Genomic DNA, 15,801 nt, shown 5'->3' with positions numbered 1-15,801 from the left:
GTATCTGAAGCCGTAAGCCTTTACGTTATTCCCTTAATCGGCGCAGCAAGCCTTCACCAAAAATCAGTACGACCAGACCCGGCAGAAGTATAGCCCCTGCCCGAAAACCAGCTCCTGTTAACTTATAAATGCCTGTATTGTACTGGGTAAAACTCTGGAACAGATAATAAGCCGATCCAGCGAGGAGCATAACCATTATCCCGATAGCTACTGGCTGACTCAGGCGCCCTACAAACCAGGTAATCAGAATAGATATGCCAGCTACAAGGGCTACCGTACCCAGGGCCTTCGGAAAGGTTTCAATGGCCGTGTAATCAAAAAAGAACACCCCAGCCTGACCAATCAGATTGGGGTGCGCCAGTAGCCAGCCATCCAGAACGACCAGTACCAGAAGCAAAACATAAAAGAATGGGTAACGCATAAAGCTTTTTCGCAGGTTGTTTTTAACGCAACGAAAATAGGGACTTTTACGTCTTACTTGCTTCCAATTCCAGTTTCAAAAACTTGCCGGTATAGCTTCCTTTTACCTCGGCCACTTTTTCGGGTGGCCCTTCGGCAATAATGTTACCTCCTTTGTTACCCCCTTCTGGTCCGAGGTCGATCAGATGATCCGAAACTTTAATAACGTCCAGATTGTGCTCGATGATCAGAACCGTATTGCCCTTATCGGCCAGTTTATTCAATACATCGAGCAGATGGGCGATGTCCTGGAAATGTAGTCCTGTAGTCGGTTCGTCGAGGATGTAGAGTGTTTTGCCCGTATCCTTTTTCGAAAGTTCTTCGGCCAGCTTTACCCGTTGGGCTTCGCCCCCCGAAAGGGTGGTAGCGTGCTGCCCTAGCGTAATATAGCCTAGCCCAACATCATTCAGGGTCTGCACTTTACGCAGAATTTTCGGTTGGCTGGCAAAAAAATCCAGTGCCTGCTCAACGGTCATATCCAGTACATCGGCAATGGATTTGCCTTTGAAGCGGACCTCCAGCGTTTCGCGGTTAAAGCGTTTGCCTTTGCAGGTTTCACAAACCACGTGAACATCGGGCAGAAACTCCATTTCGATTTTCTTCATCCCCGCGCCTTCGCAGTCTTCGCAACGCCCACCTTTTACATTGAACGAGAATCGACCGGGCTTGTAGCCCCGAATTTTGGCTTCGGGCAGTTCGGCAAACAGCGTCCGAATCTCGGAGAACATACCCGTATAGGTAGCCGGATTGGAGCGGGGTGTCCGGCCAATTGGTGACTGATCGACTTCAATTACCTTATCCAGATGCTCCAGTCCATCGACTGATTTGAACGGCAACGGCTCCCGCTTCGACTTATAAAAATGGCGGTTCAATACCGGAAACAAAGTCTCGTGAATCAACGACGATTTGCCACTACCCGATACGCCCGTGATGGTTACCATTTTGCCCAGGGGGAGCTTCAGCGTTACTTTCTTCAGATTATGCCCCGTAGCCTCTTTGATAATCAAAAACTTACCGTTTCCCTTACGTCGCTCGGCCGGTACATCGATGTTTCGCCGACCGCTCAAATACTCGGCGGTAGTACTGCCGTTTTTCAGAAACTCTTCGGGGGTTCCGATGCCCACCACCTGCCCGCCATGACGACCTGCTCCCGGCCCAATGTCGAGAATAAAGTCGGATTCGAGCATCATGTCTTTGTCGTGTTCAACCACCAGCACCGTATTGCCCAGATCACGCAGGTTTTTGAGCGAGTCGATCAGTTTGACATTATCGCGCTGATGGAGGCCAATACTTGGCTCGTCCATAATGTACAGTACCCCAACCAATTGAGTACCAATCTGGGTTGCCAGCCGAATTCGCTGCGCTTCGCCCCCCGAAAGGGTGCGTAGCGGACGGTCGAGCGTGAGGTAATCCAGACCAATGTCGAGCAGGAAGCCGATGCGTTTGCGGATTTCTTTCAGAATCTCTTTGGCAATGACGTTCTGGCGGTCGGTCATTCGACTTTCGACGCCATCGAACCAGGCTGTCAGTTCCGAAATGTCCATACGGGCCAGTTCGGAAATGTTTTTCTGGTCGATCTTAAAGTACAGAGATTCTTTTTTCAACCGGGCACCCTGACACTCAGGACAGGTTTTGACAACCATGAAGTCCTTCAGCCATTCCTGAATTTTATCGGTGCTGTTTTCCTGCTGACGTTTTAGAAAATTGACAATTCCTTCGAACTTAAAGCTGTAGTAATCCTCGCCAGGGTATTTTTTGGAGGGAACCGTCGCTTCATCTTCCGTTCCATACAGGAGCGCATGAAGCAGATCGTCTGGAAATTTATTGACCGGAGATGTCAGGTTGAGCTTGTACTTTTTCAGAATTGCTTCGATTTCCTTGAAGATCCACAATTCGCGATATTCGCCCAATGGCGCAATAGCCCCTCGGCTGATACTGAGCGACTTATCTGGAATAACCGACTCTTCGGTAATCTCTTCAATCACGCCCAGCCCATTACAAACCGGACAGGCCCCATAGGGCGAGTTGAACGAAAAGGTATTGGGCGAGGGTTCGTCGTAGCTGATGCCCGATTCGGGGTCCATCAGGTTCTGCGAGAAGTAGACCAGGGTTCCGTTTCCATCCAGCATCTGCATGGCCCCTTTTCCCTGCCGCAAAGCCGTTTGTACCGACTGGCTCAGTCGATACCGATCTTCTGCTTTAGGCACCAGCCGATCAATCACGATTTCGATGTCGTGAATTTTGTAGCGGTCCAGTTGCATCTTCGGCGCAATATCCTGTACAACCCCATCGACCCGCACTTTGGTGTAGCCGGTTTTAGCAATCTGTACAAACAGCTCCCGGTAATGTCCCTTACGCCCTTTAATGATGGGCGACAGCAGAGTTAGTTTCTGTCCGGCATATTGATCCAGAATGGTATCGATGATCTGGTCCTGCGACTGCCGTTCCATTTTACGACCCGTTACATACGAGAATGCTTCTCCGGCACGGGCGTAAAGCAGACGTAGAAAGTCGTAAATCTCCGTGGTTGTACCGACTGTGGAGCGGGGGTTTTTGGAGGTCGTTTTCTGCTCGATGGAAATCACCGGACTCAGACCGTTGATCTTGTCCACATCCGGGCGCTCCATATCGCCAATGAACGAGCGGGCATAGGCCGAGAAGCTCTCCATGTACCGCCGTTGGCCTTCGGCATAAATGGTATCGAAGGCCAGCGACGATTTGCCGCTTCCGCTGATACCCGTCACGACCACCAATTTATTGCGGGGAATCGTAACGTCAATATTTTTCAGGTTGTGTTCGCGGGCACCAAGGACCTCTATTTGATCGTAACCCGTCAGGTCAATATCGTTAAGTCCGGGCCGTAGCTCCGTTGCTTTTTCTTCCGTCACTAGTTGGGAAAGGCTTATTCTAAAGAACAACGTAAAACAGGCGGGGGTAGTTTCCGGGAACGCAACCCTTTTCGTCTCTACAATCGAACCAGCAATTCGTTATCTTTACCTAAAACAATTTAGCTATGCTGACGGCTATTCAGGGCACTTACGATCATGGTCAGATTATTCTGGATGAGGTTCCTTCCATACAAAAACGCATGAAAGTAATCGTGACGTTTTTAGAGGAGGAGCCCGAAGCGAAGAAAAAACCTCGAAAAGCAGGTTCGCTGGCAGGGCGCGGCTCAATTCCAGCTAATTTCAACGAGCCCCTTGATGATCTGAGCGATTATATGTAAAATGAAATTATTACTCGATACGCAGATTTTTATCTGGTTTCAGCTAAACGATGCACAACTACCCAACCACATCCGGAAATTAATTGAAGATCCGACTAATGATGTGTTTGTAAGTTGCCTAAGTTTTATGGAAATCACGATCAAACAGACAGTTAATCGCCTACCAACGTTTCCTGTTCTAACGGAAGAACTCATTGATAAGGCAGAAGCTGACGGATTCGATTTAGTGTCTGTATCACTTTCTCACATTGCTGCCTATCGGCGAATTCCCTTTTTTGACGACCACCGCGATCCTTTTGATAGATTGATTCTGGCTACGGCACTGGCCGAGCAGATGTCCATTATCTCTGCTGATGAGAAATTCAGCCGCTATCGGGACGTTATTGATATAATTTGGTAGCCAACTCTACCAGACAGATATAGTGTTTAGTTGTTATAACCAAAACACTCAACACCCCACATGGCCGACGTACATACACCCGCTCAACGCAGCTACAACATGAGCCGCGTGCGAAGCAAAGACACGAAACCAGAACTAATCGTCCGTAAATTTCTTCACGCCCACGGTTTCCGATATCGGCTACACGATAAAAACCTGCCCGGTAAGCCCGATATAGTACTGCCCAAATACAAAACTGTTATTTTCGTACATGGCAACTTCTCCTATCTGGACTCGCGAAGAACTGATTTTGGCTTTCAACCTCTATCTGAAATTACCGTTTGGAAAAATGCACAAAGGCAATGAAGCGGTAAAAACACTGTCTACTATTTTAGGCCGTCGAACACCCGATTCCGTTGCTATGCGTTTGACCAATTTCGCCAGCGTTGACCCTTACCATCAACAACGAGGTGTGAAAGGTATGAGTGGGGGTTACGATCAGGTAAAACCCATTTGGGATGAGTTTATCAACAATCAGGAAGAACTAGTTTTTGAAAGTGAACGGATTCTAGCCGAGTATCAGCACAAAACGATTGATGAAATCCACCCAGAGATTGTGTTCGACTTGAAAAATCTGAAAGGTGAAGTAAAAGAGCGTTTGGTGAAAACTCGCGTCAACCAGAGTGTGTTCCGGCAGATGATTCTGAAAACGTATGAAAGTCGTTGCGCTATTTCAGGCATCGACCTGCCCGATTTATTGGTGGCAGGGCACATTAAGCCCTGGGCCGAAGATGAACACAATCGATTAAATCCCGAAAATGGCGTTTGCTTGTCAAATCTATACGATCGAGCCTACGAGAAGGGATTAATTTGCATTGACACGGATTATAAACTGCTCATCTCGAAGCGGCTTAAAGCCGAAACCAACAAAGAGTTTTTTCAACGTTTTTTTGGTGATTTCCAACATAAGCTCATTCGCGTACCGAGGACGTATCAGCCTAGGAAAGAGTTTTTGGAGTACAGATTGGAGCGGTTTGAACATTGACAGCACTATTCCAAGAACTTCCAAAGTTTCACAATCAATAAACCTCTGACTATCTTACATTTACAATAGCTTGTCATTTGTCTGATGCCGGGTACTGACAAGGGCCTTCTTGTAGAAGCGGGCAGATTCTTTAACTTTGTTAACCCGAAATTAACACGTCTATAGTCGCAAAGCCCACTTACTTCAGAAGGGCCTATCCAGCCCGGGCTTTATGCATAAAACCGCACATCCGTTATCATGGCACAGACCGATGCAATTGAACCAATTTTAGAAGAAGACAAAGGCCGCTTTGTACTATTCCCCATTAAACACTGGGACATTTGGGAGTTCTATAAAACCCACGAAGCGTCGTTCTGGACAGCCGAAGAAATCGACCTTGGTCAGGATATGAAGGACTGGAACAGCCTGAACGACAACGAACGGCATTTCATTTCACACGTACTGGCCTTCTTTGCGGCATCGGATGGGATCGTCAATGAAAACCTGGCCGTAAACTTTCTGTCGGAAGTACAATACGCCGAGGCCAAGTGCTTCTACGGCTTTCAGGTGATGATGGAGAACATCCATTCCGAAACCTACTCGCTGCTGATCGATACGTACATCAAAGACGCTGCCGAAAAAGACCGGCTGCTGAATGCCATCGATACCATCCCCTGCGTACAGAAAAAAGCGGAATGGGCATTACGCTGGATCGAAAATGGCTCATTTGCCGAACGTCTGATTGCATTTGCGGCTGTTGAGGGGATTTTCTTCTCCGGTTCGTTCTGCTCGATTTACTGGCTCAAAAAACGCGGGCTGATGCCGGGCCTAACGTTCTCGAACGAACTGATCTCGCGCGACGAAGGGCTGCACCGCGATTTTGCCTGTATGCTTTATACCGATCATATCGTGCACAAAATGCCTGAATCGCAGGTGTACGACATTATCCGTAATGCCGTCGAGATTGAGCAGGAGTTTGTAGCCGATGCTTTACCCGTGTCGCTGATCGGGATGAACGCCGATCTGATGAAGCAGTACATTGCCTTTGTAGCCGACCACCTGCTGGTTACGCTCGGCTTACGGAAGCTGTACAATGTGGCCAACCCCTTCGATTTCATGGATATGATTTCGCTACAGGGGAAAACCAATTTCTTCGAGAAACGTGTAGGTGAATACCAGCGTGGTGAAGTGATGGCGAAATTTCGGTCGGCCAAAGCGGCTTCTCAAAATCCGCAGGATGCTGAGAACCCAACCCCTGTGGTTGTAGTAGAAGAACCTAAGGGTATTACGTTCGACGCTGATTTCTAGCCGTTTATACGTCTTTCGTTTCAAAAAATAGTCTGGCAGGGGTAGTACTACCTCTGCCAGACTATTTTTTGTGCTTTACTGACCGATAATTTTAAGCGACGTGCCTCGCGTTACTCGATCATCGGCTTTCATACTATTCAGTACTCCCAATTCTTCGATTCGTTTGGCAGGCATACCTAAAGCCGTCATCACATCGCGAAAGGAACCGTCGCGGGGAGCAGCACGAACAAAAACCCGTTCCGGTTTACGGTTGATTTTATCAGAGTCTGTCAGGGAACGGAAATTTCCGGCTACCTGCTGAAATGTACCAAATGCGTTTGTAAAATCGGCCGCTGCAGCAAGGCCATGTAGAGCATAAATGGCATTGTTATACTGAATCAGCCAGGTTCCGATCTGAAGGGCAGTTCGTGGGTCCTGCTGTTGCCCTTGCTGCTGTTGTTGCTGCTGACGCGAAACAAGGACATAAGCCGGGTTGCCGTTTATGGTCATTTTTTTATTCTCCAGAACATTCAGGCTTAGTTCTTTTACCAGATTCTGGGCGGCTTCATCCAATGAGTTGCCTTTCGCCAGCATCAAGATCATGGCTGATTTACCGTCTTTAGCCGCCATCTGAAACTGAGTTGGTGAATTCTGCGACTGCCAACCGTTTGGCACCGGAAACTGGAATCTCAGTTCTGGATGATAAAACGTATTGTTTTCCACAAAACCCTGTTTAGGATCTTCACCGTACGTAATACCATCAATCAGGCGAAGGTATTGATCCCGATCTACCTGATACGATGCGGGGTGTTGAGCCTGATACTCCTTCGTCAGTTCATGCACGCGATTATAGCGATTACCGGGGTCGGGGTGGGTCGACATAAATTGGGGAATGGCCTGTCCTGCATTATCAGAAATGCGCTTAAGCGTACCGAAGAAATTAGCCATCTGATGCGCATCGTAGCCAATCTTACTCGAATATTCAACACCCAGCTTATCAGACTCCGATTCGTGGTCGCGGCTGTATTTGAGCGACAAAAGCCCAATTCCCTGTTGTAGCGCTTCGATGTTCTGGCCAACAACCTGAGGAGCTAATATGGCTCCGCCAATCAGTGCAATCGTGCTTAGCAACTGACTCTTCTGCGAACGGGCAGCGTGGCGGGCAGTTATATGCCCAATTTCATGGCCAAGGACACCCGCAAACTCCGCTTCATTATTAAAATGAGCCAGAATACCACGGGTAAAATAGACGTAGCCTCCCGGTACAGCAAACGCATTAACAACCGGCGAATCGACAATATAAAACTGATAAGGCAGATCAGGCCGGTGCGAAACTTTTGCCATCGCCTTACCTTTCTCGTTCATAAACGCCTGCAAATTTTTGTTTTCATACAGCCCCATAGTGGCTACTACTGACGGATGCGATTCTTTTCCTAGTGCGATTTCCTGCTCAGTAGACATCAAACTTATCTCCCGCTTTCCTGTAACGGGGTTGCGCGCACAGGCTGACGCAATGATCAGCGTAACAAACAGAATGGATCGGTGATAAAACGTGGACGTGTTCATTGTTAGGAATGTGAAGGTGAGTTCTGCACCAGTATTATCTGGCGCTTACTTCCTAAGTATAAACTACTATGAACACCTATTTTGTTTAATGCCTTTTTAATGTCCACCAAGAGGATGGCCCCGCTGCACCGATAGCTAGGCTCGAAGTAGTTGCTGATATAGTTGCCAGTATTCAGCCGCTGCGGCTTCCCATGTAAACTTCTGGCTTTGGCGCCGTAATCGCTCGGTCTTGGCGTGATCAAGTCGGTAGGCTTCCATTCCTTTTTGAAAGGTGTTAACAACGGTGTCGGCATCGAAGGCTGGAAAATAAAACGCTTCGTCGCCACCCACTTCGGGTAGACTGGTCAATGCTGAGCTAAATACAGGCTTACCGAAGGACATGGCTTCAATGACCGGGATACCAAATCCTTCCATCAACGACGGGAACAAAAAAGCCTCGCAGTTGGCATAATACCACCATTTGGTCGACTCGTCCACCGGGCCGGGCATAAGGAGCCGATCCGCTACGCCCAACTGACGGGCCTGTTCCCATATCTGCTGACTATATTCGGGTTTGTCGGGACCAGCCAGTACCAGCCAATGATCTGGATTAGCGACCAACAGGGGAAGCATAGTATGCACATTCTTGTAGGCCTGTAACATACCGATGAAGAACAGAAACGGTCCATCAGGTTTTGTTTCAGGTGTTGTTTTAGTGACGCTGGCCGGTATATCTACCCCACAGTAGATCGTCTGTATAGGTGTAGCTGCTGGCACAACCAATTTACTCCGCACATCCTGCGCTACGTACTCCGAAATGGTTGTGATTACCGTAGCCTGATCGATGCGGGCTTGGTATTGCTTTTTCTTTCGTGCCTTTCGGTCGGCCGAATATTGAGCCAGAGACAGATAGTTCAGGTCAAGTACGGTATAAATAAAGCGAGCCCGTCGTTGCGGATAAAATCGCGATCCCTGATGGGGGCAGTGCCATACATCAAAATTCCAGTTTCGCCAGACGCGCTTCCAGGTCGAGGCCACCCTGTAGTTTACCGAAGGCCCAAAAATACCTACCTGCTCTTTCGACACCAGAAATGTTATCTCCCAGTCAGCTGGTTTTTGTCGCACCAACTCACGGCCTAAATGCAGGCAAAGTTGCCCCAAACCACTATTCAGGTTAGACATTTGATCGGTTTCGAGAAACAAACGGGGCATAAGCAGGGGCTAATTGAGCCGTAAAATTAGGCTCTTTCTGGAAACCGCTCAACGAACCGTTAATCTTCGCGGCCTAACAGGGCAAAAACCAGGTCGGATTCATACCCTTTGCTCAGGGCAAATCGAACAAGTTTCTGCTTGATAACCAGAGGATTTTCGTCACGCAGGCTCTGCCGTTTCTTGTCCAGCAATTCTTTAAGTGTGTCCTGATAATCGTCGGGCGCAATCTCGTTCATGGCCTGATCGAGGTTGTAGCCTGAAATACCCCGTTGTTGTAAATGCTGCCTGATTTTACGTCGGCCCCAGCCTTTTACCCGAAACTTCCCGCCCGCAAATGCCTTCGCAAACCGTTCTTCGTTCAGGTAATTCTGTTGAATCAGTTCAGCAATCACCTCTTCGGCATCGTCGCCCAGAATGCCCCAGTCTTTCAGCCGATCGCGAACTTCCTGCTGGGTACGCTCCTGATAGGCACAAAACATGGCCGCTTTCTGAAGGGCATCTTTTAACAGATCTGTCATAGGCTTAGGTAACGCGGGAGCAAACCCGCTGGTTTATTCTTTTCGGGTTTGCTCTGGTGGCTCGACCCCATTTCACTTACCGTTTTTTCGGTTGGTGCTGCATCAACGAATTGATCAAGGCTTCAACCTCGGCTACCGGCATTTTTTCGACTAAATACGCATGGCCTTTGCCAGCCCTGTCCCATCCGTTGGAGCCATCGTCGTTCATGGTCAATCGTCCGGTTTCGATGGTATAATAGGGTGCATAGCCCTTTACGCCCACCAAAACGGCAGTCTGATCCCAGCTCATGCGTCCATTCTTATCTTCTTCTGCTTTCGGCAACGAAATTCGAAATACATCCTTTACCGGACTATGCTGAATGGCACTGTTTTGCACGAGAGGCAGACCCGAGTGTATCTTTTGACCAATCTCGAACCCGCTCATCAACACAGGTGTTGGCCAATTGGCAAAAAAGATTTTCGACGCGGGCGTATCCCGATGTACATTGTACTCCCGGCCTTTGGGAAACTTACCAGCCATACTCACCACTTTTTTGATTTTCTGCATGGCCAATTCCCGACCCGACAATTTCGAATACTGATCGGGTTTACTAGCCAACAGATTGGCCAGATTAGTTAGAAAACCTACCGTGATTACCGTAACACTGTGGTCGGGCTGTTTGGAAAGAATCTGTCGATAAAGGGCAACCGCGTCGGGTAATTCCGCATTGGTCTTGATCTTATGTGGATACCGGGCCACAATCGTATCGGACCAGTGCTGGGTATCCTTATCACTTACGGCCTCCCCCCTGGGTACCCCAATCGGGATGTTCGGACGGTTGAAATACGTATTCAGTACACTTAACACCTGCGTTACTTTCGGGTAGTTTGTCGAGGCAATGGTAGCCAGTACAGTAGCCTCTCCGGCATCGGCAAAAGCGTGAAGCAACGTTATGGCTCCGACATCGTCGTAATCGGGGCCCATATCTGTATCGAAAATAACCGAAACAGGTGGCTGCTTTCTGGCCGACTGTCCGGCAACAGGGCCGATTATCAGGACCAACAGCACGCTGGCTAAAAATAAAGAGATTCGGGTCATAGGAATAAACGACATTTACAGCGGTATCAGGGTCGGTTTACGGTATGCTATAAACCGTAAACGAATTACGGCTTGTTTTGGCAAAAACTGTACGACTAGAGGCTATTATATTTTCTAAACCGGAAACTGATGATTTCGCTACGCTCACTTGCTGTTTCTCCCATTGCCCAACTCCGAAACCTTGGCTGGAACTGGATGCTCGGCCAGGATACATTACCGTATTTGACCAACGAAGTAGTGCAGGTACAGCCTGCCGAAGCCGATGCGTACTACGACGCGGCCAATGAACTATTTGAGATGTTTGTAGCGGCTGGCCAGCATATCATCGACGAAAATCGTTTTGCCGAAGTGGGGATTCCGGCCAATCTGGTCGAACTCATCAAACTTTCCTGGGATGATGACCGTAACATTCATCTTTATGGCCGCTTCGATCTGGCCGGGGGTATCGACGGTCATCCTATCAAACTAATCGAATTCAACGCCGATACAGCGACATGCCTACCCGAAACGGCTGTTGTGCAGTATGCGCACCTGAAAGCCAATGATCTGGACGAAAGTCAGCAGTTCAACGCCGTATTTGAAACCTTAACCAGTCAGTTTGAGGAAATTCTGGCCGTCAATCCTGATCTGCAACCTACGCTGCTTCTGTCGGCGATGCGCGGCTATCCTGAAGATGATACCAATGTGGCTCTGATTGGTGAAGCCGCCCGGGAAGCTGGTTTTGAGATCGAATTCGATTTTGTCGACAATGTAGAGTTCTCAGCCGAGGAAGGCATTTTCTGGCAAAACCCCAAAAATGGCCAATTCGAAAAATTAGATTTCTGGTTCAAGCTGGTGCCTTGGGAAGCCATAGCCGAAGATGAGCCTGAGTTGGTAACTCTACTAACCGAGATTGTTCGGAACCGACTGGCCGTTGTGCTGAATCCTGCTTATACTCTACTCTTTCAGTCGAAATACATGCTGAAGATCCTCTGGGAGCTTTATCCCAATCATCCGTTGCTGCTCGAAACCGACACGAAACCATTATCCGGCAAAGCCTGTGTTGAGAAGGTCGTGTTTGGACGGGAAGGGGCCAATACACGAATCCTGAACGCGAATGGAACGGAACGCCTGGCCACAGAGGGCGAATACGGCGATTATGGAAAAATTTATCAGGAGTATGTGGCTTTCCCGCAGGATACGGCAGGTCATACCTATCAGGCTGGGGTCTTTTATGCGGGCGAGGGCTGTGGCCTTGGATTCCGGCGTGGTGGCTTGATTCTTGACAATACGGCGGGTTTTGTAGGACATATGATTCCTTAGCCTACATCCACTAAATTACTTCTTGAGACCGTACAATCAATTAACAGCAAGCTTTCAATCCAAATTCATCGCCTGGACGTAGGTACAGGGCACCTCTGGTGACCTAAGTTGTGCCAGAGGTGCCTGGCCTGCCCAAAAACGGATGGATTCTATTATTCTTTTTGCTCAGTCCTTTCTGTATATAGTGGCAGGGTTCAACCATTTTCTGAATCCCAGAACCTATATGGCCATTATGCCTCCATATATACCAGCTCATCGGTTTATGGTCACCTTGAGTGGCATTGCCGAGATTGCTTTGGGGCTGGGCTTGCTCTTTCCACTTACGCAATCTCTATCGGCATGGGGGCTAATTTTCCTACTGATCGCTATTTTTCCTGCTAATGTATATATGGTTACATCGGCTAAGTTCAACAAATTTCCAGCCTGGCTGCGCTGGTTGCGACTCCCTTTGCAGGGCGTATTGATTTGGTGGGCATACCAATATACCTGATGCGATAAGTACATTTAAAGGATTTTAACTTGACGCAAACTTATATAGTGAGCAAATTTACCCAACATTCGACCTTATACCCATTTTGTTCTAATTTGTTACTATATAATACAATTTACTAATCAATAATTAGTTATATTTGAAAATGACTTCCTTTTGAAGGAATTTTCTAGTAAGAAAACATCCTACAATAATGAGCAAATTACATGGAGCAGAAAAAGGAAAACAAGGACGATGCCTGAAAGGAAAAATCCTAAATAATTAGCTCCATTTCTCCAGGGATTTGAGCACGATTATTAAATAAATATGGGCTTTAATCCTTATTAGTTTACCATTTTGGCCTGCAAGATTGAATATTTTACTAATTAATCGACAGATATTAGTTTACTAAAGTGACTTTCGCAGTTGATTTTAGTCAAAGGGGGTGACATGTATGTGAATTACAGATGAATACTGATACTATGGAGAAAGATGAAAAGATTAGACGGAACCGCGCCAAAACAACCCAGCGCATTGTTGAAGCGTTAGAGGATGTTATCGCGGAGTACGGTTTAGAAGGCGTTGGCGTCAACCGGGTAGCCGAGAAAGCAAACGTCAGTAAGGTATTAATTTACCGGTATTTTGGGGGTATGGAAGGCCTTCTTGAGTATTATGTAAAGATGGGAAAACTGTTTCCGGTCTTCACACCAGCCGTACTTGACCAAATCCGTCCATTGCATGAATCAGACGTGGCTCGTATCTGGTATCGTCAAGTAATTCAAACCTACCGTTATTTTCGTACTTTCAAAGCTGCTCGTGAAATTCTGAAAGCCAGCGTGATTGAGAACGACTCAATTGCCTCGACAACGACACGGGCGCAAGACGAAGAAATGACCCGACTGGTCAGTCAGCTCTCCTTTGTAAAAGGTGCAGACACCCAGGCGGTTTCGGCTGTTATTCTTGGTGCAATGAACTATCTGACCATTATGGCACAGAATGATCATACCATGATTAGTATCGATTTACGGAGCGAAGAAGGATGGCAGCGTATCGAAAATGCGGTTAAAACCATCTACATCGCTCTAAATAAAATGGCAATCGGTTCAAAAGATGTTCAACTCGAACTCCAATCGTCCCACTTGCCCATGGCACAGTGGTAAAAGCAATGCCGTTTATAGCTGGATCTAACCGATTACATCCAACTATAAACGGCTTCTGCTTTTCCATTAGTTGACCTGAACCGTTTTCATTTGCGGCCCCACCCCTCTAATAATCAACGACTTCCATTTTTTTGGAAGTTTTGTTTTGAGTTGTACAATTCCGGCATCGGTTATATCCAGCCCCCCAAAGCCGTTGAGTACTGCCTGCAACATCCCGCCCGCTCCAGTTGCAAAATAGGGGTTCGTTCCGCCGGCCGTTTCCGACAAGACACCAAAGGGGGGCACTTCGTTGGGTTTATAACTTTTCACAAACCAGTCGTATGCTTTGTCCGGTTCGCCCAAACGGGCATACAAAGTCGACAGAACTGACCAACCCATAGCCGGTCCTTCAGGTGAATACCGAGGTTCGTAATACGACAAATCTTTTCGAATAGCCGATTCGTCTTTTATGATCGTAAGTGGATAGGCCAGCAAATTCACGTCGGCCTGTTTGATCATGACCCCGTCGTAGGTCCGATTTTCCTTCGTGGTGCCATCCGGAAATTTCAAGATAGGAATATTGTCGGCTACCTGCTTCCAGTCGGGGTTAGGCGTTATACCCAGGTCTTGTGCCGCCTGCATCGCAAACTGTAGCGAGGTGCGGGCCATCCCATTGGTAAAGGCATTATCGTCGATATTTTCCTGCCATTCGTTGGCGCCGATCACATTATTGATGTGGTACTTTCCCGGACCTTCCCGCTCTACCCGACTCGCCCAGAAATCGGCTACTTCTTTGAGCATGGGGTAGCCGCGCGTTCGAAGCCACTCCTTATCTTTCGTAACCTGATAGTATTTCCAGAAGGCCCAACCGACACAGCCCGTAATATGATGCTGAAAAGGCCCGGTTAATGCCCAGACGGGGGTTGCTTCCTGCCCATCCGCATCCGATTCCCACGGAAACATGACCCCGGCATAGCCATGGCTGAATGCGTTCTGTTTGGCCATGGGTATCCGCTCGAATCGGTATTCCAGGATTGACCGGGCAATTTCGGGTTTTAAGGCCAGTATAGCGGGGTACATCCAGAGTTCGGTATCCCAGAAAACGTGCCCATTGTACCCTAGCCCGGAAAGGCCCATTGGCGACAGACTATACCCGGTTCCCTCACGAACAAACGAATACAAATGATACAATGCCGACCGAACGGCCCGCTGCGCATCTGGATCGCCCTCAATAACGATGTCACTTTGCCATAGCTTTACCCATTCGGCATTATGGCGCATTAGCAGCCGCTCGGTGCGTTCGAGGGCGGCAAAAAGGGTCAATCGTTCGGCTTCGTTGTGCGGGTCGGCGGTATGGGCCGTTGAGGACACCGAGCCCACTACACTGAATTTATAGGTTTCGCCTGCTTTGAGTCGTTTCTTGAATTTGGCCAGATGCATGTTATAATCCCAGTCTTCATGAATTACGTCAGGTTCCTGTCCATGAGGTTCTTCAAAGATGAAACTGGTAGAAGCCGCTACGGTATGCCGCCCCGTCGGGCTTTTGGCCACGGAGGTTAGTAGGCGGATTGTAACGTGCGACCGATCAATTTCCGAATAGAAATTTTTAACTTCTTTCAGGTTTTCGGGGGTTTCGATTACGCTCATCGGGATAATCTCACAATCCTTTTTTGCGGTTATCTCAATCATTGTCAATTCCGAAAAAGGCAGGTGCCGCAAGGCCATCATGGTTTGCCGGACGCTGACTTTATCTTTATAATCGAACGTCGTGGTCAAAGCCGCTTTCTGCATATCGAGCGTTTGCCGATAGTTGGCAATCTCTTTGGGCGTAAGGCGCTGCCCGTCAACATCCAGGTTCATGTTGGCGAAGTTGAATACTTTCAGAATGTTTGACACGCGCCCGCGTCCATATGTATCGAAGGCTCCGTTGAGCACCACATCCTTGACTTTCATTGGCTCGGGCGAAGACACTAAGCCAATCATACCATTACCTACCGTTATTCCGTAATAATTGGCGGGGTTGATGTTTTGGCCAACAAGTTGCCAGGCGGCATTATCGGATTGTGCGCTGGCTATAGGCAATAAGCCCCCTGATGCCAGCCAAAAGCTAAGCAGTACTTGTTTTTTCGTCATAAGTCTATCATAGGTGAAATAAGGACTAAA

General features: G+C 48.0%; 15 protein-coding genes. 8 read left to right on the top strand and 7 right to left on the bottom strand.

Annotation, left to right across the window (positions count from 1 at the left end; genetic code table 11):
• Positions 1 to 25: 25 nt before the first annotated feature.
• Together B153_RS0109855 and uvrA are read right to left on the bottom strand one after the other, a co-directional pair.
• Positions 26 to 421, bottom strand: coding sequence for a hypothetical protein (locus tag B153_RS0109855; protein WP_020596534.1), 396 nt, complete (start codon positions 419 to 421; stop codon positions 26 to 28).
• A gap of 46 nt (positions 422 to 467) precedes the next feature.
• Complete coding sequence (gene uvrA, locus B153_RS0109850) at positions 468 to 3,347, bottom strand: excinuclease ABC subunit UvrA (protein ID WP_020596533.1); 2,880 nt, start codon at positions 3,345 to 3,347, stop codon at positions 468 to 470.
• A gap of 125 nt (positions 3,348 to 3,472) precedes the next feature.
• Between uvrA and B153_RS0109845 the strand changes: the two genes are divergently transcribed.
• The 5 genes from B153_RS0109845 (at position 3,473) to B153_RS0109830 (ending at position 6,396) form a co-directional block, all read left to right on the top strand.
• A complete protein-coding gene (locus B153_RS0109845; RefSeq protein ID WP_020596532.1) occupies positions 3,473 to 3,685 on the top strand; it encodes a hypothetical protein in 213 nt (70 codons plus the stop codon).
• Between the two features lies 1 nt (position 3,686).
• Positions 3,687 to 4,085, top strand: coding sequence for a type II toxin-antitoxin system VapC family toxin (locus tag B153_RS0109840; protein WP_020596531.1), 399 nt, complete (start codon positions 3,687 to 3,689; stop codon positions 4,083 to 4,085).
• Between the two features lie 60 nt (positions 4,086 to 4,145).
• Positions 4,146 to 4,430, top strand: a complete 285-nt coding sequence (locus B153_RS38530; RefSeq protein ID WP_020596530.1) for a DNA glycosylase — start codon at positions 4,146 to 4,148, stop codon at positions 4,428 to 4,430.
• Entirely contained in the window at positions 4,336 to 5,109 is a 774-nt protein-coding gene (locus tag B153_RS0109835; RefSeq protein WP_026262037.1) for an HNH endonuclease, read from the top strand. Before B153_RS38530 ends, B153_RS0109835 begins: the two co-directional genes overlap by 95 nt.
• A gap of 237 nt (positions 5,110 to 5,346) precedes the next feature.
• Positions 5,347 to 6,396, top strand: coding sequence for a ribonucleotide-diphosphate reductase subunit beta (locus B153_RS0109830; protein WP_020596528.1), 1,050 nt, complete (start codon positions 5,347 to 5,349; stop codon positions 6,394 to 6,396).
• A 75-nt stretch (positions 6,397 to 6,471) separates the two neighbouring features.
• On the opposite strand, the gene B153_RS0109825 is transcribed toward B153_RS0109830, so the two are convergent.
• From B153_RS0109825 to B153_RS0109810, 4 genes are all read right to left on the bottom strand, one after another.
• Positions 6,472 to 7,941: a M48 family metalloprotease gene (locus tag B153_RS0109825; protein WP_020596527.1), complete on the bottom strand. Its 1,470-nt coding sequence runs from the start codon at positions 7,939 to 7,941 to the stop codon at positions 6,472 to 6,474.
• A 135-nt stretch (positions 7,942 to 8,076) separates the two neighbouring features.
• On the bottom strand, positions 8,077 to 9,132 hold the full coding sequence (locus B153_RS0109820) for a glycosyltransferase family 4 protein (RefSeq protein ID WP_020596526.1): 1,056 nt from the start codon (positions 9,130 to 9,132) through the stop codon (positions 8,077 to 8,079).
• A gap of 59 nt (positions 9,133 to 9,191) precedes the next feature.
• Entirely contained in the window at positions 9,192 to 9,650 is a 459-nt protein-coding gene (locus B153_RS0109815; protein ID WP_020596525.1) for a regulatory protein RecX, read from the bottom strand.
• A 76-nt stretch (positions 9,651 to 9,726) separates the two neighbouring features.
• Positions 9,727 to 10,728 carry a nucleoside hydrolase gene (locus B153_RS0109810; RefSeq protein ID WP_026262036.1) on the bottom strand — a complete coding sequence of 334 codons (1,002 nt, stop codon included), beginning with the start codon at positions 10,726 to 10,728 and terminating at the stop codon, positions 9,727 to 9,729.
• Between the two features lie 129 nt (positions 10,729 to 10,857).
• Between B153_RS0109810 and B153_RS0109805 the strand changes: the two genes are divergently transcribed.
• The 3 genes from B153_RS0109805 to B153_RS0109795 all read left to right on the top strand — a co-directional run bounded on the left by B153_RS0109805 (position 10,858) and on the right by B153_RS0109795 (position 13,659).
• The gene (locus B153_RS0109805; RefSeq protein WP_020596523.1) at positions 10,858 to 12,030 is read left to right on the top strand and encodes a glutathionylspermidine synthase family protein; all 1,173 of its coding nucleotides are present in this window, start codon (positions 10,858 to 10,860) and stop codon (positions 12,028 to 12,030) included.
• A gap of 142 nt (positions 12,031 to 12,172) precedes the next feature.
• On the top strand, positions 12,173 to 12,520 hold the full coding sequence (locus B153_RS0109800) for a DoxX family protein (RefSeq protein WP_020596522.1): 348 nt from the start codon (positions 12,173 to 12,175) through the stop codon (positions 12,518 to 12,520).
• A 461-nt stretch (positions 12,521 to 12,981) separates the two neighbouring features.
• The gene (locus tag B153_RS0109795) at positions 12,982 to 13,659 is read left to right on the top strand and encodes a TetR/AcrR family transcriptional regulator (RefSeq protein ID WP_157634624.1); all 678 of its coding nucleotides are present in this window, start codon (positions 12,982 to 12,984) and stop codon (positions 13,657 to 13,659) included.
• 66 nt (positions 13,660 to 13,725) lie between these two features.
• On the opposite strand, the gene B153_RS0109790 is transcribed toward B153_RS0109795, so the two are convergent.
• The gene (locus tag B153_RS0109790) at positions 13,726 to 15,771 is read right to left on the bottom strand and encodes a kojibiose hydrolase (RefSeq protein WP_157634623.1); all 2,046 of its coding nucleotides are present in this window, start codon (positions 15,769 to 15,771) and stop codon (positions 13,726 to 13,728) included.
• Positions 15,772 to 15,801: the final 30 nt, after the last annotated feature.

The sequence above is a fragment of the Spirosoma panaciterrae DSM 21099 genome, assembly GCF_000374025.1.
Taxonomy (GTDB): domain Bacteria; phylum Bacteroidota; class Bacteroidia; order Cytophagales; family Spirosomataceae; genus Spirosoma; species Spirosoma panaciterrae.
Note: the sequence above shows the minus strand (reverse complement) of the source record. Positions and strands in the feature narration are given on the sequence as shown.

Coding starts and splice junctions, on each gene's coding strand:
- B153_RS0109855 (WP_020596534.1), bottom strand. CDS start 421: ATGCGTTACCCATTCTTTTATGTTTTGCTTCTGGTACTGGTCGTTCTG.
- B153_RS0109845 (WP_020596532.1), top strand. CDS start 3,473: ATGCTGACGGCTATTCAGGGCACTTACGATCATGGTCAGATTATTCTG.
- B153_RS0109840 (WP_020596531.1), top strand. CDS start 3,687: ATGAAATTATTACTCGATACGCAGATTTTTATCTGGTTTCAGCTAAAC.
- B153_RS38530 (WP_020596530.1), top strand. CDS start 4,146: ATGGCCGACGTACATACACCCGCTCAACGCAGCTACAACATGAGCCGC.
- B153_RS0109835 (WP_026262037.1), top strand. CDS start 4,336: ATGGCAACTTCTCCTATCTGGACTCGCGAAGAACTGATTTTGGCTTTC.
- B153_RS0109830 (WP_020596528.1), top strand. CDS start 5,347: ATGGCACAGACCGATGCAATTGAACCAATTTTAGAAGAAGACAAAGGC.
- B153_RS0109825 (WP_020596527.1), bottom strand. CDS start 7,941: ATGAACACGTCCACGTTTTATCACCGATCCATTCTGTTTGTTACGCTG.
- B153_RS0109820 (WP_020596526.1), bottom strand. CDS start 9,132: ATGCCCCGTTTGTTTCTCGAAACCGATCAAATGTCTAACCTGAATAGT.
- B153_RS0109815 (WP_020596525.1), bottom strand. CDS start 9,650: ATGACAGATCTGTTAAAAGATGCCCTTCAGAAAGCGGCCATGTTTTGT.
- B153_RS0109810 (WP_026262036.1), bottom strand. CDS start 10,728: ATGACCCGAATCTCTTTATTTTTAGCCAGCGTGCTGTTGGTCCTGATA.
- B153_RS0109805 (WP_020596523.1), top strand. CDS start 10,858: ATGATTTCGCTACGCTCACTTGCTGTTTCTCCCATTGCCCAACTCCGA.
- B153_RS0109800 (WP_020596522.1), top strand. CDS start 12,173: ATGGATTCTATTATTCTTTTTGCTCAGTCCTTTCTGTATATAGTGGCA.
- B153_RS0109795 (WP_157634624.1), top strand. CDS start 12,982: ATGGAGAAAGATGAAAAGATTAGACGGAACCGCGCCAAAACAACCCAG.
- B153_RS0109790 (WP_157634623.1), bottom strand. CDS start 15,771: ATGACGAAAAAACAAGTACTGCTTAGCTTTTGGCTGGCATCAGGGGGC.